Genomic DNA, 17,648 nt, shown 5'->3' with positions numbered 1-17,648 from the left:
GAGGTCAGTTACAATAGAGTTATGTCTGTAACGTACCTGGAGTATTCAGATCCGAACGGAGCCGAACACAAGTTCTACGAGGTGACCGTGGACGGCGCCGACCTCACCATCCGCTACGGCCGCATCGGCACCGACGGGCAGACCCAGCGCAAGACCCACCCCAGCCCCGAAAAGGCCCAGGCCGAAGCGGACAAGAAACTCAAGGAAAAACGCCGCAAGGGTTACGAGGACGCCGTGCAGGGCGTCCGGCAGAAACGCGAGGTGGTGCGCCGCACCTTCACCGAGACCCGCGCCACCACCCGCCAGGGCGCGCCGCTGCTGTGGAAGTTCGACACGACATCCACCGCGTTCGGCATCTTCGCGGACGAGCATCAGGTCTGGGTGGGCAACGAGGCCGGACAGGTGCACGCCCTGAGTCCCGACGGCGAGGTGCACCGCTCCTTCACCCTGCCCGACGGCGTGAAATGCCTCGTGCGGGACGACCGCTGGACCTTCGCAGGCTGCGATGACGGGAACGTGTACGACCTGAGCGGCAAACTCCCGTTCGTGGCGTACGAGGTCGAGGGCAGCGCCGCGCTGCTGTGGCTGGACATCCACGCGGGCACCCTGGCCGCCAGCGACGCGAGCGGCAACGTCTTCGCCTTCGACGCCGAGAGCGACCAGCAGTGGGCGAACGTTGCCACCGGCGGCAACATGGGCTGGATGGTCCGCGTGGACGACCGCGGCGTGTACTACGGGCACTCGGCGGGTGTGGGCATGTACGACCGCGCCAGCGGCCTCCCGCTGTGGCAGGCCAAAACACGGGGCGGCGTCCTGTTCGGCTGGCAGGACGGCGGCGACCTGTACGCGGGCACCACCCAGAACCTCATCCAGCGCTTCACGAAGGCAGGCGAGCACGTGCAGGACTACGCCTGCGACGCCGCCGTGCTGTCCTGCGCCACCAGCCCCGGCGGCGAATACGTGTTTGCCGGGGACAGCGGCAGCGCCGTGTACTGCTTCACGCGGGGCGGCGAGCGCCTCTGGAAGCTGGGCAGCGGGGTGGGCGGGGCCCTGAGCATGCAGTACGCCGCCGGGCGCCTGTACCTCGTAACCTCGCGCGGCATCCTGGCCGCCCTGGACGCCAGCGCGGAGGCCATTCAGGCCGCGCAGCGCGGCGAGGCCCCCGCCCCCCGCGACGTGAAACTCGCCGCCGCCGCGCAGGTCAGCGCACCCCTGACGCAGCTGGCCGTGACCGCCGACAGCGGCCAGGGCGTGCGGCTGGTCTGCGAGCGTGACGGCACCCGCCTGCGCGTACGCCCCACCACCCCCGGGTACCACGCGTGGAACGTGCAGTTCCCCCGCAACCTCCGCGAGGCCGGCGCGACGTACCTCGTCGATGACCTCGTGGACGCCGGGGGCTTCTACCGCGTGGTCGGCGACATCCGCCGTATCGGGTAAGGACCGCACCGGAAGAGGGCGTGACCCGTAGTCAGTCACGCCCTCTTCCCCACCGCCGATTCAGTACAGGTGGAAGTCCTTCAGGCCGGTGGCCTCGCTCTGCTGGGTCTGGACGTCCTGCACGCGGGCGTGAGGCGGGCCGCGCCGCAGCCAGTGCAGCAGCCGCGCGAGGTCGTCCTTGTGGCCCTCGGCGACGACCTCGACACGGCCGTCAGTGAGGTTCTCGGCGTACCCGGCGAGGTTCAGGTCGCGGGCGTACCGCTGCACGTAGCGTCGGTACCCGACGCCCTGCACGGTTCCGGTGATGAGGGCGGTCAGGCGCATGGGGGGCATCGTAGCGGCTTTTGCCGCTTTGAACGGTGGGTTTCTGACGGTTGCATGAGGATGCCGTGGGTGCGGCATTCACGCGGCGCTGCGTAGAATGCGGGGAATGCGGCCAGGAGCGTGTGGACAGTGGAAGGACCGGGCAACGCCGGGCCGGGTGGAGGCGTGACGGGACCGCGCCCCGAAGACCGTGACGTGACGCAGGACCCCGCCGCTCCGGAGACCGCGCCCCCCCCGCGCCGCCGGGGCCGGGTGTGGTGGTGGGTTCTGGCCGTTCTGGGCGCCCTGCTGCTGATTCTGGCGCTGCTGCCCACCCTGCTGGGCGGGGCGCTGCTGGCGCGCTTCGGGACACCGGCGGGCGTGAGTGCGGACCGGGTCACGGGACCACTGTGGGCGCCGAACCTGTCGGGCGTGCGCGTGAACATCCCGGGCCTGAAGGGCGAGGCGGGCCGCGTGGGCGTGACGGTCGCCAGCGTGAATCCCCTGACGCGCGTGGTGCGGCTGAACGTGCAGGCGTCCGACGCGGCGCTGAACCTGAAGTTGCAGCAGTTGTTCGGCGGGGGTGGCGGCGCAGGGGGCGGCGGGGGCGGCTGGAAGGTCGTGCTGGGCGGCCTGAACGTGCAGCGCACCCGCCTGAACGTGGACGGCACGGGCTTCAACGTCCCGGATGGGCGCTTCACAGTCACGCCGGGGCGGGACGGGGCGCTGGCGGTGCGCGGCGCGACCCGCGACGGCGACCTGAACGCGGACGTGCTGGTGGCTGAGAAGGGGGGCGCGAACGTGTTCACGGTGAACCTGGACGCGGACGCGCGGGTGCTGAACCACTACTGGCCGGGCGTGACCGCCGGGCGCATCACCGGACGCTACGTGCTCGGGGACGGCCCCATCGTGGGCGACCTGAAGGTGACGGGCGCCGCGCTGCGCGTGCCGGAGGCGAAGTTCGTCACCGTGACCGGTATTCAGGGCATTGCCACGCACCGGGGGGACGACATCCGCCTGAACCTCGCCGGGCGGGGCTGGAACGGCCCGGTCACCGCGACCGGCGGCGTGGACCTGAAGGCGCAGAACTGGTCGGTCACGGCCGACGCCACACCCACCGTGTCGGGGCTGGCCCGCGCGCTGGGCACGACGGGGGACGGCAACCTGAAGCTGCGGGTCAAGGCGGGCGGCTGGAGCACGGTGCGCGTGAAGGCGTACGCGCAGGGTGCGGGCACGCTGGCGGGCGTGGGCTTCAGTAACGCGAACGCCGAGTACACCTTCCTGAACCAGGACGGCAACGTGGCCGGGCAGACGAACGATCTGGCGTTCAGCGCGGACACGGCGCTGGGCGGCGCGGCGCAGAAACTCGCGGGCCGCTGGGCCTTCGGGCGCGAGGGCCGCGTGAGCCTGAACGGCACCTTCGCGCAGAAAGCCCTGGACGTCGAGGGCCGCATTGACGCGAAGAACCTCTTGACCTTCGACGGGCAGGGCCTGGGCGGCCCGCTGCGCGGCACCTTCGCGCTGGAGGGCAGCCGCCTGAACGCCGTGCTGAACCCCACGTTCGGTGCGGCGGGTGCGCGCGTGGCCCTGAGCGGCACGCCGGAGGATCTACGCGCGCGCATCACGGACGGGCAGGCGGGGCCCTTCACGGGCCTGTCAGGCACGGCGGCCTTTGACCGCCAGGGCCTGCGCGTGGACCTGGGCGCAGCGAGCCTGAGTCTGGATAAGAACTTCCGGGGCACCTGGGCCGCGCGGGACCTCTCCGGGGGCGGGGTAACCCTGACCGGCGGGGGCCGCATTGACCTGACAGGCGGGGACGTGACGGGCACCCTGAACGCGAGCGTGCCGGGCGTGCCGCAGCCGTTGAGTGGGCCGCTGGCCCTGAACTACGTGCGGCAGCGCGGGACGTTCACGGCCGGATCGCAGCGCCTGACCTGGAACGGGGACGCCTTCGGACTGCGCGCCCGGAACCTCGCCGTGGCGGGCGGCCTGCGGATCACAGGGGACGTGACGGTCACGAACACCCTGAAGGCCTTCGGGTCGCTGAAGGCCGTGGGGGCGGGGGTGACGCTGAGCGCCGAGGGCAACGGCACGACCGCGCAGTTGCGTGGCACGTCGAACGGCGTGACCATCCTAGCCGACGCGGACCTGCGCGCCCCGTACCGCGTGCAGGCGCGCGTGGCGGGCGCGGACATCCGGGGGACCGTGACGCTGGCGGACGGCGTGCGCTTCAGCCTGACCACTCGGGGCGACACGGCCAGCGGCACCCTGAACGGCGAGAACATCACCGCGAATGGGCGCGTGAACCTGGGCGCGCTGCGGCCCCTGCTGCCGGGCCTGAACCTGGGCGGCACACTGGACCTGAACCTCGCCGGGCGGGGTGGCTCGGCGCGCGTGAACGCGCAGGCCGCGGGTGCAGCGATCCGGGGCACCCTGACCCGGCAGCCGGGCGCAGGCACGCCGGTCACGGCGGACCTGACCGTGACGTCGGGCAGCGGAGCGGGCCGCGTGGCCGCGCAGGTCGCGGGTCGGGTCTTCCCCGACGTTCAGGTGGGCGGGACCGTGCAGGCGCAGGGGCAGACTCTAAACGCCCGCGTGACCGGCCCGTACGGCGCGCTGAGGGCCGCCGTGACCGGCCGCACAGGCGTCCTGTCCTTCGGTGGCGTGACGCTGCCCGCGCAGGCGGTGAACCTGCGCGGCACCCTGACGCCCGCCGTGCGCGTCAGCGGCACCTGGGGTGACCTGACGGCCGCTTACGACGGCCGCAGCGGCCTGGTGCAGGTCAGCGGCGCGCAGGCCCTGACGGCCTTCGGGCAGGCTGGGCGCGTGCAGGGCCGCGCGTCGTGGGCGCCCGGGCCGGGCGGCTCGTTCCGGGGCGCGGTGAATGCGCGGGGCGTGCTCGACCAGTACACCCTGGCGGTCAGCGGGCCGTGGAACGGGCTGAACCTGCTCGTCACGGACGGCGAGGGCCTGCGTGCCGAGGGCACCGCCTCGCTCCCCAGTGGGCGCTACGACGTGGATGTCAGTGGACCGCTCGGGAACGGACTGTTCGTGGACGGCAACGTGCAGGGTGCCGGGACCGAGCCGCGCGGGCAGATCGCGGTGCGGGACACGCAGGGTGGCCGCGCGACCGTGACCCTGGCGGGCTTCGACAACCTGAACCTGACCGCGCAGGGCCTCAGGCTGGCCGGTCAGCGGCTGGAGGGGACCCTGACCGCGCGCGGCGGCGTCCTGAACGGCAGCCTGAACGCCGGGCCGTTCCTGGTCCGCGCGGACCGGGGGGCGCTGCGCGTGACCGGCTCGGTCGCGGGGCAGGCGGTCACCGCGACCGGGCGGGTGCGGCTGCCCGCCACGCTGGAGGGCCTGAACCTGCGCGTGACCGGACCGTACTTCACGGCGACGGCGGGCGGCAGCGTGGCGGACCTGCGCGGCACCCTGACCGTGAAGCCGCAGCGCTTCGGGGTGGGCCCGACCACGCTGAGCGTGCCGAGGCAGTCGTTCCCCGTGCGCGGCTCGCTGACCGGAGCGCGCGCGACCGTGGGCGACCTGACGTACGCGAGTGGAACCTGGACCGGGGCCCTGGGCCTGCGCTACGCGCTGGGGGGCACCCCCGCGACAGAGCAGGCGGGTACCGTGCGGCTGGCCGGGCAGGGCACGACCACCCTGCTGGCGCTGCCTTCGGGGCCGCTGACCGGGCGGGTGTCGGTCCTCCCGGCGCTGGGGGGCACGCTGAGCACCAGCCTCGCGCCGTTCGCGGCGGCGTTGCCGGCCGACGTGCGCGCGGCGCTCGTGCCGGGGCGGCTGGAGGTCGCGCTGGGCGGCAGCAGCGCCACGCTGTTCACGAGCGGCACCCGGTACCTGGGCGACCCGCTGCGGCTGGACGCCCGCGCGGACTGGCGCAGCGGACTGACCGTGCGGGGCACCCTCACCCACCCGGGCTCGCGGATTCCGGTGGCCTACAGCGGCGCGGGGCTGACGGTCCGCAGCGCCGTGTTGGACGCCCGGGTGCTGAGCCCGGTACTGGACGGCGTGCGCGGCCGCATCGGCCTGAACCTGAGCGTCCCGGAGCTGGACTTCGCGCGGGCGACCGGGCGCGCGGACGTGAACGTGCAGGCCGCCGGGCAGGCGGCGCGCGGCAGCGTCAGCCTGCTGCGCGGGCAGGTCAGCGCGAACCTGAGCAGCACCCTGGGCGGGCAGGCACTGAGCGTGCGCGGCCCGCTGTACCCGCAGGCGAACGCCGCCGTGACCTTCGAGGACCTGCGCGCCGCCCTGACCGGCCGCGCGGGGCCTGGGGCGGGGGACGCGCTGACCCTGCGCGTGACCGGGTCGTACGCCGGGAAGGCCGTGAACGTCACCGCGACCGGCGTGGCCCTGACAGGCGGCGCGGCCCGCGTGACCCTGGGCGGCAGCGTGGCCGGCGCGGCGCTGGACCTGACCGCCTCGCAGCGCGCCGGGGCGGGCCTGGGCGCCTGGACCCTGGGCGGCTCGGCGAACGCGGGCGACCTGCGGCCCCTGCTGGGGCAGGCGGGCCGGGCGTCCGTCACCTTGGGCGGCACCCTGGCCGACGTGCGCGCCACCGCGCAGGGCGAGGTGTCGGGCGTGACCTTCCGCGCCCCGCTGCGCTATGCGGGCGGCGCGCTGCGCCTTGAGGGCGCGCAGGCCGAACTCGCGCAGGGCACCGTGCGGGCCAGCGGGCCGCTGTTCCCGGCGCTGAAACTGGACGCCAGGGCGACCCTGACCGACCTGCTGCCCGGCACATACACGGCGCAGGTGCGCGGCAGCATCTCCCGGCCGGACGTGACCGCGCAGGGCATCCTGGCGGACGGGCCGTCGGGCCTGCGCGCGGCGGGCACGCGCGTCTCGGCGCACCTGCTGGGCGGCGCGTACCGCGCGGTGTTCACGGGCGCGCCCCTGGCCGGCGAGGTGCGCGGCGAGCTGGGCACCAGCGCGCTGGGTGGCCTGCAACGGGTCGCGCTGACCCTGAACGCGGCGCTCGTGAACGCGGACACGGACGTGCGGCTGCGCGGCCCGATCGGCTGGAACGCCCGCACGGGCTTCAGCGGGGCGCTGCGCGCGGTGGGCGACGTGCCCGGCGGGCCGCTGGACGCCCTGCTGGACGGCACGTCCACGGGGGACCTGAGCGTGGCGGCCACCCTGGGCACGGGAGTGCGCGAGGCCCGCGTGACCGGGCGCCTGCCCGCCAGCCTCCCGCTGCGGCCGGGCGGCACCCTGACCCTGGCGAGCTTCGACGCGGGCGCCCTGTGGGGCCGCGCGGAGCAGCTGCGCCTGAGCGGCGCGGCCACGCTGGGCGGCACGTCGTGGAGTGCGCTGACTGCCGCGTTCAGCGGCGCCGTGCAGGACGCGCAGGGGGACCTGAGTGGCGACCTGAGCGCCCGCTACGCCGCCGGGAACGCCCGCGTGCAGCTGACCGGTGCGCGCACGAGCGGACTGGCTACCCTGGACCGCGGCCGCTACGCCGCCTCGCTGCGCCTGGACGGCCTGCGCGCGGCGCGGCTGCTGCCCGCCGGGCTAAACGTGGACGCCCTGACCGTGGCGGGCACCCTGAGCGCCAGCGGGACCCTCTCGGGCGGCCTGGAGGCGCTGAACGCGCAGAATCTCGCCGTGAAGGGCGAGCAGGCGCAGGCCGGGCCGTTCAGCCTGTACGGCCGCGCCGCCTTCGATCCGAGCGCGGACGTGCTGAGCGCCGACCTGAGTGGCAGCCTGCGTGACGGCGTGCTGCGCGCCCAGGGCTCGCTGCCGGGCGGGCTGCGCGTGACCGCGCGCGACCTGAGCACCGCGTACCTGAACGCCGCGTCGCTGGGAGACGGCACGCTGGGCGCGGACCTGACCTTCTCGGGCCGCACCGCCGACCCCGCCGTGGCGGGCCGCGTGACGCTGACCACCGACCAGCTGGAGGCGCTGATCACCGCGTCGGGCCGTGTGCTCGACCCGCGCCTGAACGCCCGCGCGGCCCTGAAGGGGGGGCTGGGCGGCACGGTGTACGCCGAGGCGAGCGACCTCGACCTCGCGGCGGGCACCCTGCGCGCCCGCCTGTACGGCACGGTCAGCAGTGGTAAGACCCGCGCGACCCTGGATCTGAAAGGTGTGTGGCCGCGCCTGTCCGGCTCGGTGCGGGCCAGCGTGGCGGGCCTCTCCGACCCCGTGACCCTGACCGGCGACGGGCGCGGCACGTACGCGCTGGCGGCCGGGCGACTGGGTGCGGGCTCGCTGAGCCTCACGCCGGGCGCGAACCTCATCCCGGCGCTGGCGGGCCGCCTGAACGTCACGCCGCTGCCGCTGGTGGGCGGCGCGGGCGAGGCGACCCTGAGCGCCAGCCTGGGCGGCACGCTGGTCTCCCCCACCCTGGCGGGCACGCTGAGCACGCGCGGCGCGGCGCTGGCCGGGGTCACGCTGGGCGACCTGAACGGCACCCTGTCCGGCACGCTGGCCGGAGTGAAGGGAACACTGACGCAGGCGGGCCGGACGGTCGCGACGCTGGACGACACCCGGGTGACCCTCGACCGACTGTCCGCGAAGGCCTTCGGGAGTGAACTGGAAGCCACGGGGAGCGCGGCCCTGGACGGCACGGCCGACCTAACCGTGGACGCGACCGGCACCCTGGCGGGCCGCGTGCAGGTCACCAACCGCGCCCAGGCGCTCAGTGCGCGCGGGAACCTCAGTGGGCCGCAGGGCCTGCGCGCCGCGCTGGACGTCACCGCTGACCGCCTGGGCGGCTGGCGCGGCAGCGCGCGCGTCACAGGCGGACCGGCCGGGGTCCTGACGCAGCCGCTGACGCTCCGCCTGAGTGGCCCGCTGGGCACGCCGCTCGCACAGGGCGAGGCGGGCCTTCTCGGCGCGGGCGCCCGCGTGGTCGCCAGTGCGCGCGGCGTGCAGCTGCGCCTCGTGGACGGCCCGCAGGCGCAGGGCAGCGGCGTGCTGGAAGCCCGCCCCGGCGCGCGCGGCGAGTGGGCGCTGCTGGGCACCGCCAGCCTGACCCGGCCCGAGGGGGCCGTGACCGTCACGGCGGACGGCACCCTGGCGGACCCGCAGGCCCAGCTGTCCGTGCGGCGCGGCGAGTGGCGCGCCAGCGGCAGCGCCAGCCTGCGGGCCGCCGACCTGAACGTCTCGGACGGGCTGGTGGACGGCTCGCTGCGCTGGCAGGCGGGGCAGCTCGCGGCGAACCTGCCGGGCCTGAACCTGGGCCGGCTGGGCATCACGGGCCTGTCGGGCCTGCTGACCGCCAGTGGCAGCGTGAACACGGACACGAGTTCGGGCCGCGTGGCGCTGACGGTGCGCGAACTGGATACGCCCTACGCGGTGCCGTACCTGGGCGTGGCGCTACGCGGCAACGTGGACGGCGAGGTGACCCTGACCGGGGGCCGCCCCGCCGTGAACCTGACCGCGGCGCTGAGCGCGGGCACGTTGACGCTGCGGGCCGCTCAAGGCCCCGAGGTCTGGACGGGCACCCTGACGGGCCGCCTCACCCGCGAGGCAGGCACCCTGGACGTGAACGTACGCGCAGCGGGAGACGGGCTGCGCGGCACGCTCGGCGTAACCGCCTACCCGCTGGATCTCGCGGGTCAGGCGGTCGCCCTGAACGGCACGGTCAGCCTGAACGGGCAGACGTTCACGGCGGACCTGCGCGGCGGGAACGACATGGGCAGCGCCGACCTGAACGCGTCAGGCGGCGTGGCGGACCTGCTGCCCGCCCTGGAGGGCGTGCTGGCTGTTCGTCCCACGGGCGAGGGGTACTCGCTGCGCGCCACGCTGGATGAACTGGAGGTGCAGGACCTGAAGATCGCCCCGGCCCTGTCCGGCCGGGTCAGTGGCGAGGCGAACCTGCGCGGTGGGGGCGGCACGTTCGTGTTGCGCGCGGACGCGCTGACGGTCGGCCCGAAGACCCTGCCGGCCCGTCTGGAGGGCACGCAGGTCGGCAGTGACTGGCGCATCCGGGGTTTCCTGGGCCAGTCGGACTTCACGGCGGGCCTGGGCAGCGGCGAGGTGTTCGGGCAGGGCAACCTGCGCGCGCTGCCGGTGGGCGCGCTGGTGGGCGCCTTCACCGGAGAGGCACCCGGCGAGGGTGTCGTGACCGGCGTGGCCCGCTTCCGCTTCCCACTGGCCGACCCGACCGCCGGGACGCTGAACGTGGTGGCCGAGCGCATCCGCGTGAGCGCTACGAGCGGCACGGGCAAGGACGCCGTGACCGAGACCCTGACCGGGAGCGGCACGCTGGACTTCGCCAACCGCGAGCTACGCGGCGTGAACATCCAGCTGGGCGGCGCGGGCACCTGGGACGTGCGCGGCCAATACACCCGCGAGAACGTGAACCTCAGCGCGCAGTTCACGAACACCACCTTCACGCCCGTGCTGCGGCTGGTGCCGGGCCTGGTGGACCTGACCCCCAGCCTGAAGGGCACGCTGACCCTCTCGGCCGCCGGGACGTACGACCGCCCGCGCGGCCTGCTGCGCGCGCAGAACCTCCAGGGCAGCGTGGCGGGCCTGAGCCTGAGCGTGCCGCAGTTCGCCGGGGACCTGCCCGACAGCGGCGCGTTCACGGCGGGCGGGCGCGTCCTGACCGGCGGCACTGTCGGGTCGGACGGCACGCTGAACGTGGCCGGGCAGCTCACGCTGGGCCGCCTGAGCGGCACCCGCGTGACCTTCACGGGCCTGCTGGCGCCGCAGCCGCTGGGCGCCCTGCCGAACAGCACGGTGACCCTCGCGCAGCAGACCGACGGCCGCTGGACGCTGGACGCGCAGAGCCGCAGCGCCACCACGGCCAGCGGCGCGGGCACCCTGAGCCTCACCGGGACACTCTCGCCCAGGTGGGACCTGAGTCTCGCCGCGCGGAACTACAACCTGCCGCTGGCCGTCATCTACGGCCGTGAGAGCGCCCTGAACGCCGACCTGCGCGCCGTGGACGACGGCAGCGTGATCCGCGTGACCGGCGCGGCCGACTTCGCGCGGCTGGTGCTGGGCCGCGTGAACGCCCCCGCCACCATCCCCGCGCCCGGCCAGAGCAACGTGGACGCCGCCACGGGCCGCACCACCGACAACTTCGTCAGCCCCCTGCCCGAGCAGTTCACGACCTTCCCACAGCCGCAGGAGGACCCGGCGGCCCGCCCCGCGCGGCCCTTCCTGCAGCGGCTGGTGTTCGAGGACATCCCCATCACCGCCACGAACGGCATCCGCATCGACGAGAACCTCGTCCGGGCCGAGTTCACCGGTGGCCTGACGCTCTCGGGCAGCGGCGACCGCCCGCGCCTGAGCGGCGAGATCCGCTCGCAGCGCGGCTTCGTGTACCTGCGCGAGAACGAGTTCGCGCTGCAGAACGGCGCGGTGACGTTCAGCGGCGACAACCTCTACCCGAAATTCAGCGTGCAGGCCAGCGGCACCGTCACCGCCGTCACCACCCGGCAGCGCGTGCCGGTCACGCTGGAACTGAGCGGCGAGTTCGTCACGCGCAGCGGCTCGCCGGTCCTGGACCTGACGACCACGCTGCGCTGCACCGCCGAGGGCAGCAGCTGCGCCGACCCCGCCACGGGCCTCCCGTACGGCGAGGCGGAACTGTACGCGCTGGTCGCCACCGGCGTCCCGAACCTCGCGGCGCTGCCCAGCAACCTGGGCGCGCTGGGGTCCAGCGCCATCCAGACGGCGCTGAACGTGTTCGTGCTGGGCGAGTTCGAGCGCACCATCGCCAACGCGTTCGGCCTGGACGTGTTCCGCCTGACCCCGCAGCTGAGCGTGGAGGACGGCACCGTGGGCGCCACGATCACGCTCGGCTCGTACCTGACCCGCGACCTGTACCTGCAGTATCAGGTGGACCTGAACGGCGAGGGGCTGATCAACGCCGAGTACACCGCGCCCGACAGCCGCTTCACGTTCAAGGTCAGCACGCCCCTGAAGGGCCTGAACCTCCAGTCGATCCGCCCGACCTTCAGCGTCGGGTACAACGTGAACGACCGGACCAACGTGAACTTCGGCGTGGAGAACGGCGAACGCGGCGCCGTGTTCCGCTTCGGGATCCGCTACCTGTTCGGTCGGTGAGGCGGGGGGGCAGCCGTGCCCCCACCCCGGCCCTTGACCCAGCCATGAAGAGCGCCGCCCCCGCAGATTGCAGGGGCGGCGCTGCTGACGGCGTCAATCAGACGGTGACGTTCGCGCGGGGTTCCAGCGCGTAGAAGGCCACGACGGCCACCAGGGTGCCCACCCAGCCGGGGGCGCTGCCGAGGTCCAGCTCGAAGGGGCGGCCCAGGACGGTGCTGCCCAGCTGCCCGACGAGCTTCTCGCCGGTCTGCTGCGCCACGACGTTCCAGCCGACGATGGGCTCGCCCATGAAGCCGGTCACGCGGTCCACGCCACGCAGCGTGAGTTTCTGCGCGCCGACGTTGCCGCGCAGCTCGCCGTCTTCCAGCTCAATCTTCACGGGGTCCGCGCCGACGGTGCCCTGCACGCCGCGTTCGGTGATTTCGAGGTTGATGTCCTTGCCATGCAGCTTGCCGCCCGCGCGGCCCTTGATGGTGTCGCCGTCGATGGCGCAGCGGATGCTGTAGCCGTCCGCTCCGCCGAGGCGGCCCTTGATGAGGTCTTCCATGCGCGCGAGTATAGCGTGCCCTCACGGGGCGGAGCGCGTCGCCTCCCGCCCCGGTGCGAGGCCCAGCCACTCGAAGTACGCCCGGCGGGTCAACACCGGGCCGCCGTCCCCGAGCCCCACCCGGCCCACGTTCCAGCGTTCGAACAGGACGCGCAGCGTGCCGCCCAGCAGCGCCGCGCCGAACCACGCGGGCGGCTCGCCGTTCCAGCGCAGCGTCTGCCCGTCCCAGGCCAGGTGCGGGCAGCCCTCGTCGTGCGCGGCCCAGAACATACCGCCCGTCTCGCCTAGGCGCTGCGCGCGGATGGTCAGGGGCGGCTCGCGGACCTCCGCGTCGAACTGCGGGGCGCTCCAGACCTGCGCGTACAGCCCGTACAGGCCCTGCTGCACGGCGTGCGCCTGGGCGCGCACGCGGGCCTCCTCGCGCCCGGTCAGGCTGCCGGGCGGACGGTCCAGTTCCGCGCGCAGGGCCGCCAGCTGAGCCTCCAGCGGCGCGAGGCGCTGCCGGGGCGTGGGTGGCGACGGCGGGGGCGGCGGATCGCCCTGAAGCGTCGCCGCCGGATCGAGGTACTCGCGGCTGCCCCAGCCGCTCACCTCGCGCAGCGCGGCGTCCTCGATGACCCACAGGCGCGTGGCGACCTCCCGCGCGAAGCGGCGGTCGTGCGTGACGATTACCACCGCGCCCCCGTACGCCTGCACCGCGCCCTCCAGCGCCAGCAGGGCCTCCACGTCCAGGTGGTTGGTAGGTTCGTCCAGCAGCAGCAGGTCCGCCCGCAGGCCACTGACGAGTGCCAGCCCGGCCCGCGCCCGCTCGCCACCCGACAGCACCTCCGGGGTTTTCGGCCAGTCCTCCGCACCGAAACCCGCGCGGCCCAGCAGGGTGTTCGCCTGCCGCCCGAAGCGCCGCTCGAACTGCGCGTGCAGTCCCTCGCCCGGCGTCAGGCCGTGCCACGTCTGGTCCAGGCTGGCGACCGTCACGCCCGGCGCGACCCGCAACGCAGGCGGCGACCCGACCTCCCCGGTCAACGGGTCCGGCGCGGGCGGGTCGGGGTGCAGCTCGCCGGACAGCAGGCGCATCAGCGTGGTCTTCCCCGTGCCGTTCGCACCCATCAGCGCCACCCGGTCCGCCTGCCGCAGCCGGAAGGCGGCATCCGACAGCACAGGCCGGTCCCCGTACGCCTTGCTCAGGTGCTCGCCCCACGCCACCAGCGGCGCACGCGCTGTGCCCGCCAGCAGCCGCATGCGGATCTGCCGTTCCGGCAGCGGCGCCTCCGGCACGCTCTGCCGCTCCGCCCGGGTCTTCAACGCCCGCGAGCGGCGACCCCAGCGGTCCAGCACCTCCACACTCTTCGAGAGCCGCTGCGCCTCCCGTTCCACCAGCCGCGCCGCGCGGGCCTGCGTGCGCCGCTCCAGTTCCCGCTGCGCCGACGCCCGCGAGTACCCCCCGGGATACCCGGTCGCCGCGCCGTGCTCCAGCCACACGCTGCGCGTCGCCACCGCATCCAGGAACTCCCGATCGTGACTGGTCAGCAGCACCCCACCCCGGAACGCCCGCAACCAGCCCTCCAGCCACTCGCGCATGCGGATATCCAGATGGTTCGTCGGCTCATCTAGCACCAGCAGGTCCGGTTCGCGCGCCAGGGCCAGCGCCAGCGCCAGCCGTGTCCGCTCCCCCCCGGACAGCGTGCTCGCGTCCCGGTCCAGAAAGCGCGTCAGGTCCAGCATGCCCAGCACCCGCGCCACGCGCGACGGCCAGCGGAAGGCGTCCACGTCCTCCAGGTGCGCGTGCAGCGCCGACCAGCGCGCCAGCACCTCCGGATCACCCAGGTCCGCCTCCAGCTCCAGCAGGCTCACCTCCAGCGCCCGGTACGGATGCGCCGCGTCCACCAGCGACCGCACACTCCGCCCCGCCGGATGCGCGTGATGCTGCTCCAGCACCGCCACCCGCAGGCCATCCGCGCGCCACACCTCACCTTCCTCCGGCACCCGCTCCCCGGTCAGCACGCGCAGCAGCGTCGTCTTCCCCGCCCCGTTCCGGCCCAGCAGCGCCACCCGCTCACCCAGCGACACACCCACGCTCACGCCGTCAAGCACCACCCGCTCGCCAAACAACACCGACACGTTCGACGCAGCAATCAGGGTGGACGGCACAGACACGCCCGCAAGGCTAACAGACCACGCAGAACCACGAATGCGCCGAAGGGCTCAGTGCCTCCGGCGGACGCATCTCCTCCACTGCCCCCACTGGAGGGCGGGCAAATGTGTACATGCGTCGCTTCGACCCTCCCTACGCTGAGTCCATGACCTCGGACGCACAGATCATCCAGAACGGCTGGCGCTTCACCACGGCGCTGCTGGCCACGCTGATCCTGACCTCGCTGCTGGCAACGCTGCTCGTCATCCTGGTGGGCCGCTCACCGGTGCCGCCTCTGATCTCGCTGGGGCTCACCGGCTGGCTGTGCTGGAACGTGTACCAGGGGCGCGACTGGGCCCGCGTGATCGTGACGCTGCTGCTGCTCTGGGTGGGCGCGCAGCTGCTCCTGAGCGGCATGGCAGTCACGTTCATTCTGGGTGGACTGCACGTGGGGGCCGCAGCGCTGCTGTTCACACCCAGCGTCAGCACGTACATGGCCTACGCCCGGCAGTTGTAACCCCTCGTACCACCAGAGCGCACAGCCCGTCTCCGCTATCCTGTGTCGGATGTCGGTCGTGCCTCACCCTGCCCTTGAAACGCCTTCTTCCGCGCCGTTTGTGGTGGCGGCCCTGTATCAGTTCCGGGCAGTGGCGGACCCGGCGGGCCTGCGGGAGCGGCTGCTGGCACTCGGTGAGGCGGGGGGGCTGTGCGGGACGCTGATCGTGGCGTCCGAGGGAATTAACGGGACGGTCGCGGGGAGCCGCTCGGGGATCGACGCGCTGCACGCGGCGCTGCTCGCGGAGGGCTTCGCGGGGCTGGAGTACAAGGAGTCCGGCGCGTCGGCTCAGCCGTTCAAGCGGTTCAAGGTGCGCCTGAAGCGGGAGATCGTGACGCTGGGCGTGCCGGTCGCGCCGGAGCGGGAAGTCGGGCAGTACGTCGAGGCAGGCGACTGGAACGCGCTGATCGACGCGGAGGACGTGGTCGTGATCGACACGCGCAACCGGTACGAGGTGAAGGCCGGGACGTTCCGGGGCGCGGTGGATCCAGGGATTGAGTCGTTCCGGGACTTCCCGGCGTGGCTGGACGAGCACGCGGAGGAGTTGCGGGGGAAGCGCGTGGCGATGTTCTGCACGGGCGGAATCCGCTGCGAGAAGAGCACGAGCCTGCTGCGGCAGCGCGGGTATCAGGACGTGTTTCACCTGCGCGGCGGGATTCTGCAGTACCTGGAGGACGTGCCCGAGGAGCAGAGCCGCTGGGACGGCGAGTGTTTCGTGTTCGACGGGCGCGTGACGGTCGGGCATGGGCTGCGCGAAGGTGCGGCGGTGATGTGTCATTCGTGCGGCTGGCCGCTGGGTGAGGCCGAGCGGGCGCACGCGCTGTTTGAGGAGGGCGTCAGTTGCGAGCACTGCCACGCGCGGACCACGCCGGAGCAGAAGGCGGCGTTCCGGGAGCGGCAGCGGCACTTCGACCGGCAGGGGCCGGAGGGGTGCGGGGCGTGACGGTCCCGTGAAACGGCGCGGCGCGCTGGTCGTCCTGGCGGGCCTGGGGGTAGGCGGCGCGCTGCTGCTCACCCAGCCCCGCCCAGTCACCCCCGCGCCGGGCAGTCCGGAGGTGCGCTTCGTGCAGGACATGCGCGTTCACCACGATCAGGCGGTCACGATGAGCGTCCTCGTGCTGAAGGTCGCGGCGGACCGCTCGGTGCGTTCCCTGGCGCTGGATATTCAGCTGGGTCAGGAGGAACAGAAACGGCAGATGCAGGCGTGGCTGCGCCGCTGGAATGCCCCGGACGGCACCGCGCCAGACGCGATGCACGCGAGCATGATGGGCATGGCCACGCGAGACGAACTCCTGTCACTGAAGACTCTGCCCGCCCGGGAGGCCGAAACGCAGTACCTGCGCCTGATGCGCCGCCACCACCAGGGCGCGCTGCTCATGGCCCAGCCCCTCACGGGCAGCGGTCAGCCGCTCGTCGCTGGCCTCGTCCGACAGGTGACCGCCACACAGACCGGCGAGATCCGCACGCTGGACAGCCTCTTGGAGGCACGCGGCGCGCAGCCCCTGCCCGCGCCACACGGCATGCACATGCAGCCCTGAACACAGTCAAGCGGTCTGAATTAGCTTTCCTCCGCCTCCACTGGGATGGGTGCGGGGAAGATCAGGGCGCTGAGCGCGACGCCGCCCAGGGCGGTCATGACGGCCACGCCGAGCCAGAGTTCGAGGCTGAGGCTGGTCTGGCCGCGCCACACGGCGTCCCCGAGGTACGGCCCCCAGACGCTGAGGGGCAGCAGGAACGCGAAGGCGCGCAGGTGCCAGGGCCGGGCAGGACTGGGGCGCAGGAGGGCGTGCCACACGTCGATCAGGAGCCCGGTGGCGACGGCCAGAAGGGGCACGCGGACATTCCCGGGCAGGATCATAAGGGTCATACCGAGGTTCGTGACGCCGTACATGACGGCCACCGCGCCGAAGGGCAGGGTGAAGCGGCGCAGGAGGAGAAGGGGTGGGGCGGCCATGATGACGGCGGTCAGGAGGATCGTGCCCAGTTCCCCGCGCGTCTGGACGTAACCCAGGCCCTGCGGGACGGTCAGAAGGCCCCAGAGGTACATGTGCATGAAGGCTGTCATGGCGAGCAGGCTGGTGGCCGACAGGGTGGCGGCCCAGCGGACGGCGGGGCGGGCGGCGCGCGGTTCGGCGCTGCGCCACGCGGCGTTCAGGGGGGACGCGGCGATCAGCATCGCTCCGAGGAACAGTAGGAGGTGCGTGGGTGAGAGCAGGGCCTCAATGCCGACCTCGATGCCCAGAACGGTGTGCCACGTCAGGTCGCCGATGCCGCCCAGCGCGAAGATCGGCACGCCGAGCGCGGCGAGGTGGTACCCGTCGGGGAAGGCGTTCAGGCCGCGTCGTCCGGCGCGCCACCCGCGGGACGCGAGGTACAGGCACCACCCGGCGACGGCCAGGAAGCCGCTGTAGAACGCGGCGTGCCAGGGCGTGAAGAAGGTTTCCAGCGTCTCACCGAACTGGTTGTGCGCCCAGCCGTCCGTGAAGACACCGGCGATCAGCCACCAGGCGAGCGCGATGGTCAGCAGGTTCTGCCGGGTGGTGGCGCTCCGCGTGTCCTGCGCGGTGTGGGCCGTGGCCGTGAGTGGGGTGGTCACGCCCCAGTGTACCTGCGCCCCTGGCGCGCTGGGC

General features: G+C 73.5%; 9 protein-coding genes. 5 read left to right on the top strand and 4 right to left on the bottom strand.

The annotated features are described in order from the left end of the window. Positions 1-21 precede the first annotated feature (21 nt). Positions 22-1,437, top strand: coding sequence for a WGR domain-containing protein (locus IEY63_RS00340; RefSeq protein WP_189066997.1), 1,416 nt, complete (start codon positions 22-24; stop codon positions 1,435-1,437). 60 nt (positions 1,438-1,497) lie between these two features. Here the strand turns inward: IEY63_RS00340 and IEY63_RS00335 are convergent, their stop codons facing one another. Beyond that, on the bottom strand, positions 1,498-1,761 hold the full coding sequence (locus tag IEY63_RS00335) for an acylphosphatase (RefSeq protein ID WP_189066996.1): 264 nt from the start codon (positions 1,759-1,761) through the stop codon (positions 1,498-1,500). A gap of 165 nt (positions 1,762-1,926) precedes the next feature. On the opposite strand from IEY63_RS00335, the gene IEY63_RS00330 reads away from it, so the two are divergent. Further along, positions 1,927-11,784: a translocation/assembly module TamB domain-containing protein gene (locus IEY63_RS00330; RefSeq protein ID WP_229784390.1), complete on the top strand. Its 9,858-nt coding sequence runs from the start codon at positions 1,927-1,929 to the stop codon at positions 11,782-11,784. Positions 11,785-11,881: 97 nt separating this feature from the next. Here the strand turns inward: IEY63_RS00330 and IEY63_RS00325 are convergent, their stop codons facing one another. Beyond that, the gene (locus IEY63_RS00325; protein ID WP_110830391.1) at positions 11,882-12,331 is read right to left on the bottom strand and encodes a hypothetical protein; all 450 of its coding nucleotides are present in this window, start codon (positions 12,329-12,331) and stop codon (positions 11,882-11,884) included. A 21-nt stretch (positions 12,332-12,352) separates the two neighbouring features. Further along, entirely contained in the window at positions 12,353-14,485 is a 2,133-nt protein-coding gene (locus IEY63_RS00320) for an ABC-F family ATP-binding cassette domain-containing protein (protein ID WP_229784389.1), read from the bottom strand. Between the two features lie 143 nt (positions 14,486-14,628). Here IEY63_RS00320 and IEY63_RS00315 point away from each other — a divergent pair, with 143 nt between their 5' ends. Genes IEY63_RS00315 through IEY63_RS00305 form a run of 3 tightly spaced genes read left to right on the top strand, consistent with a single transcriptional unit; the run spans position 14,629 to position 16,556 of the window. Beyond that, on the top strand, positions 14,629-14,979 hold the full coding sequence (locus IEY63_RS00315) for a hypothetical protein (RefSeq protein ID WP_189066995.1): 351 nt from the start codon (positions 14,629-14,631) through the stop codon (positions 14,977-14,979). 49 nt (positions 14,980-15,028) lie between these two features. Then, positions 15,029-15,961 (top strand): oxygen-dependent tRNA uridine(34) hydroxylase TrhO, encoded by a 933-nt coding sequence (gene trhO, locus IEY63_RS00310; protein WP_189066994.1) that lies wholly within the window; start codon positions 15,029-15,031, stop codon positions 15,959-15,961. A 7-nt stretch (positions 15,962-15,968) separates the two neighbouring features. Continuing rightward, on the top strand, positions 15,969-16,556 hold the full coding sequence (locus tag IEY63_RS00305) for a DUF305 domain-containing protein (protein WP_189066993.1): 588 nt from the start codon (positions 15,969-15,971) through the stop codon (positions 16,554-16,556). Between the two features lie 20 nt (positions 16,557-16,576). On the opposite strand, the gene IEY63_RS00300 is transcribed toward IEY63_RS00305, so the two are convergent. After that, a complete protein-coding gene (locus tag IEY63_RS00300) occupies positions 16,577-17,614 on the bottom strand; it encodes a hypothetical protein (RefSeq protein ID WP_189066992.1) in 1,038 nt (345 codons plus the stop codon). Positions 17,615-17,648: the final 34 nt, after the last annotated feature.

It is taken from the genome of Deinococcus radiotolerans, from assembly GCF_014647435.1.
GTDB classification, from domain to species: domain Bacteria; phylum Deinococcota; class Deinococci; order Deinococcales; family Deinococcaceae; genus Deinococcus; species Deinococcus radiotolerans.
The sequence above is the reverse complement of the archived record's forward strand: the minus strand, read 5'-3'. Positions and strand labels throughout refer to the sequence as shown.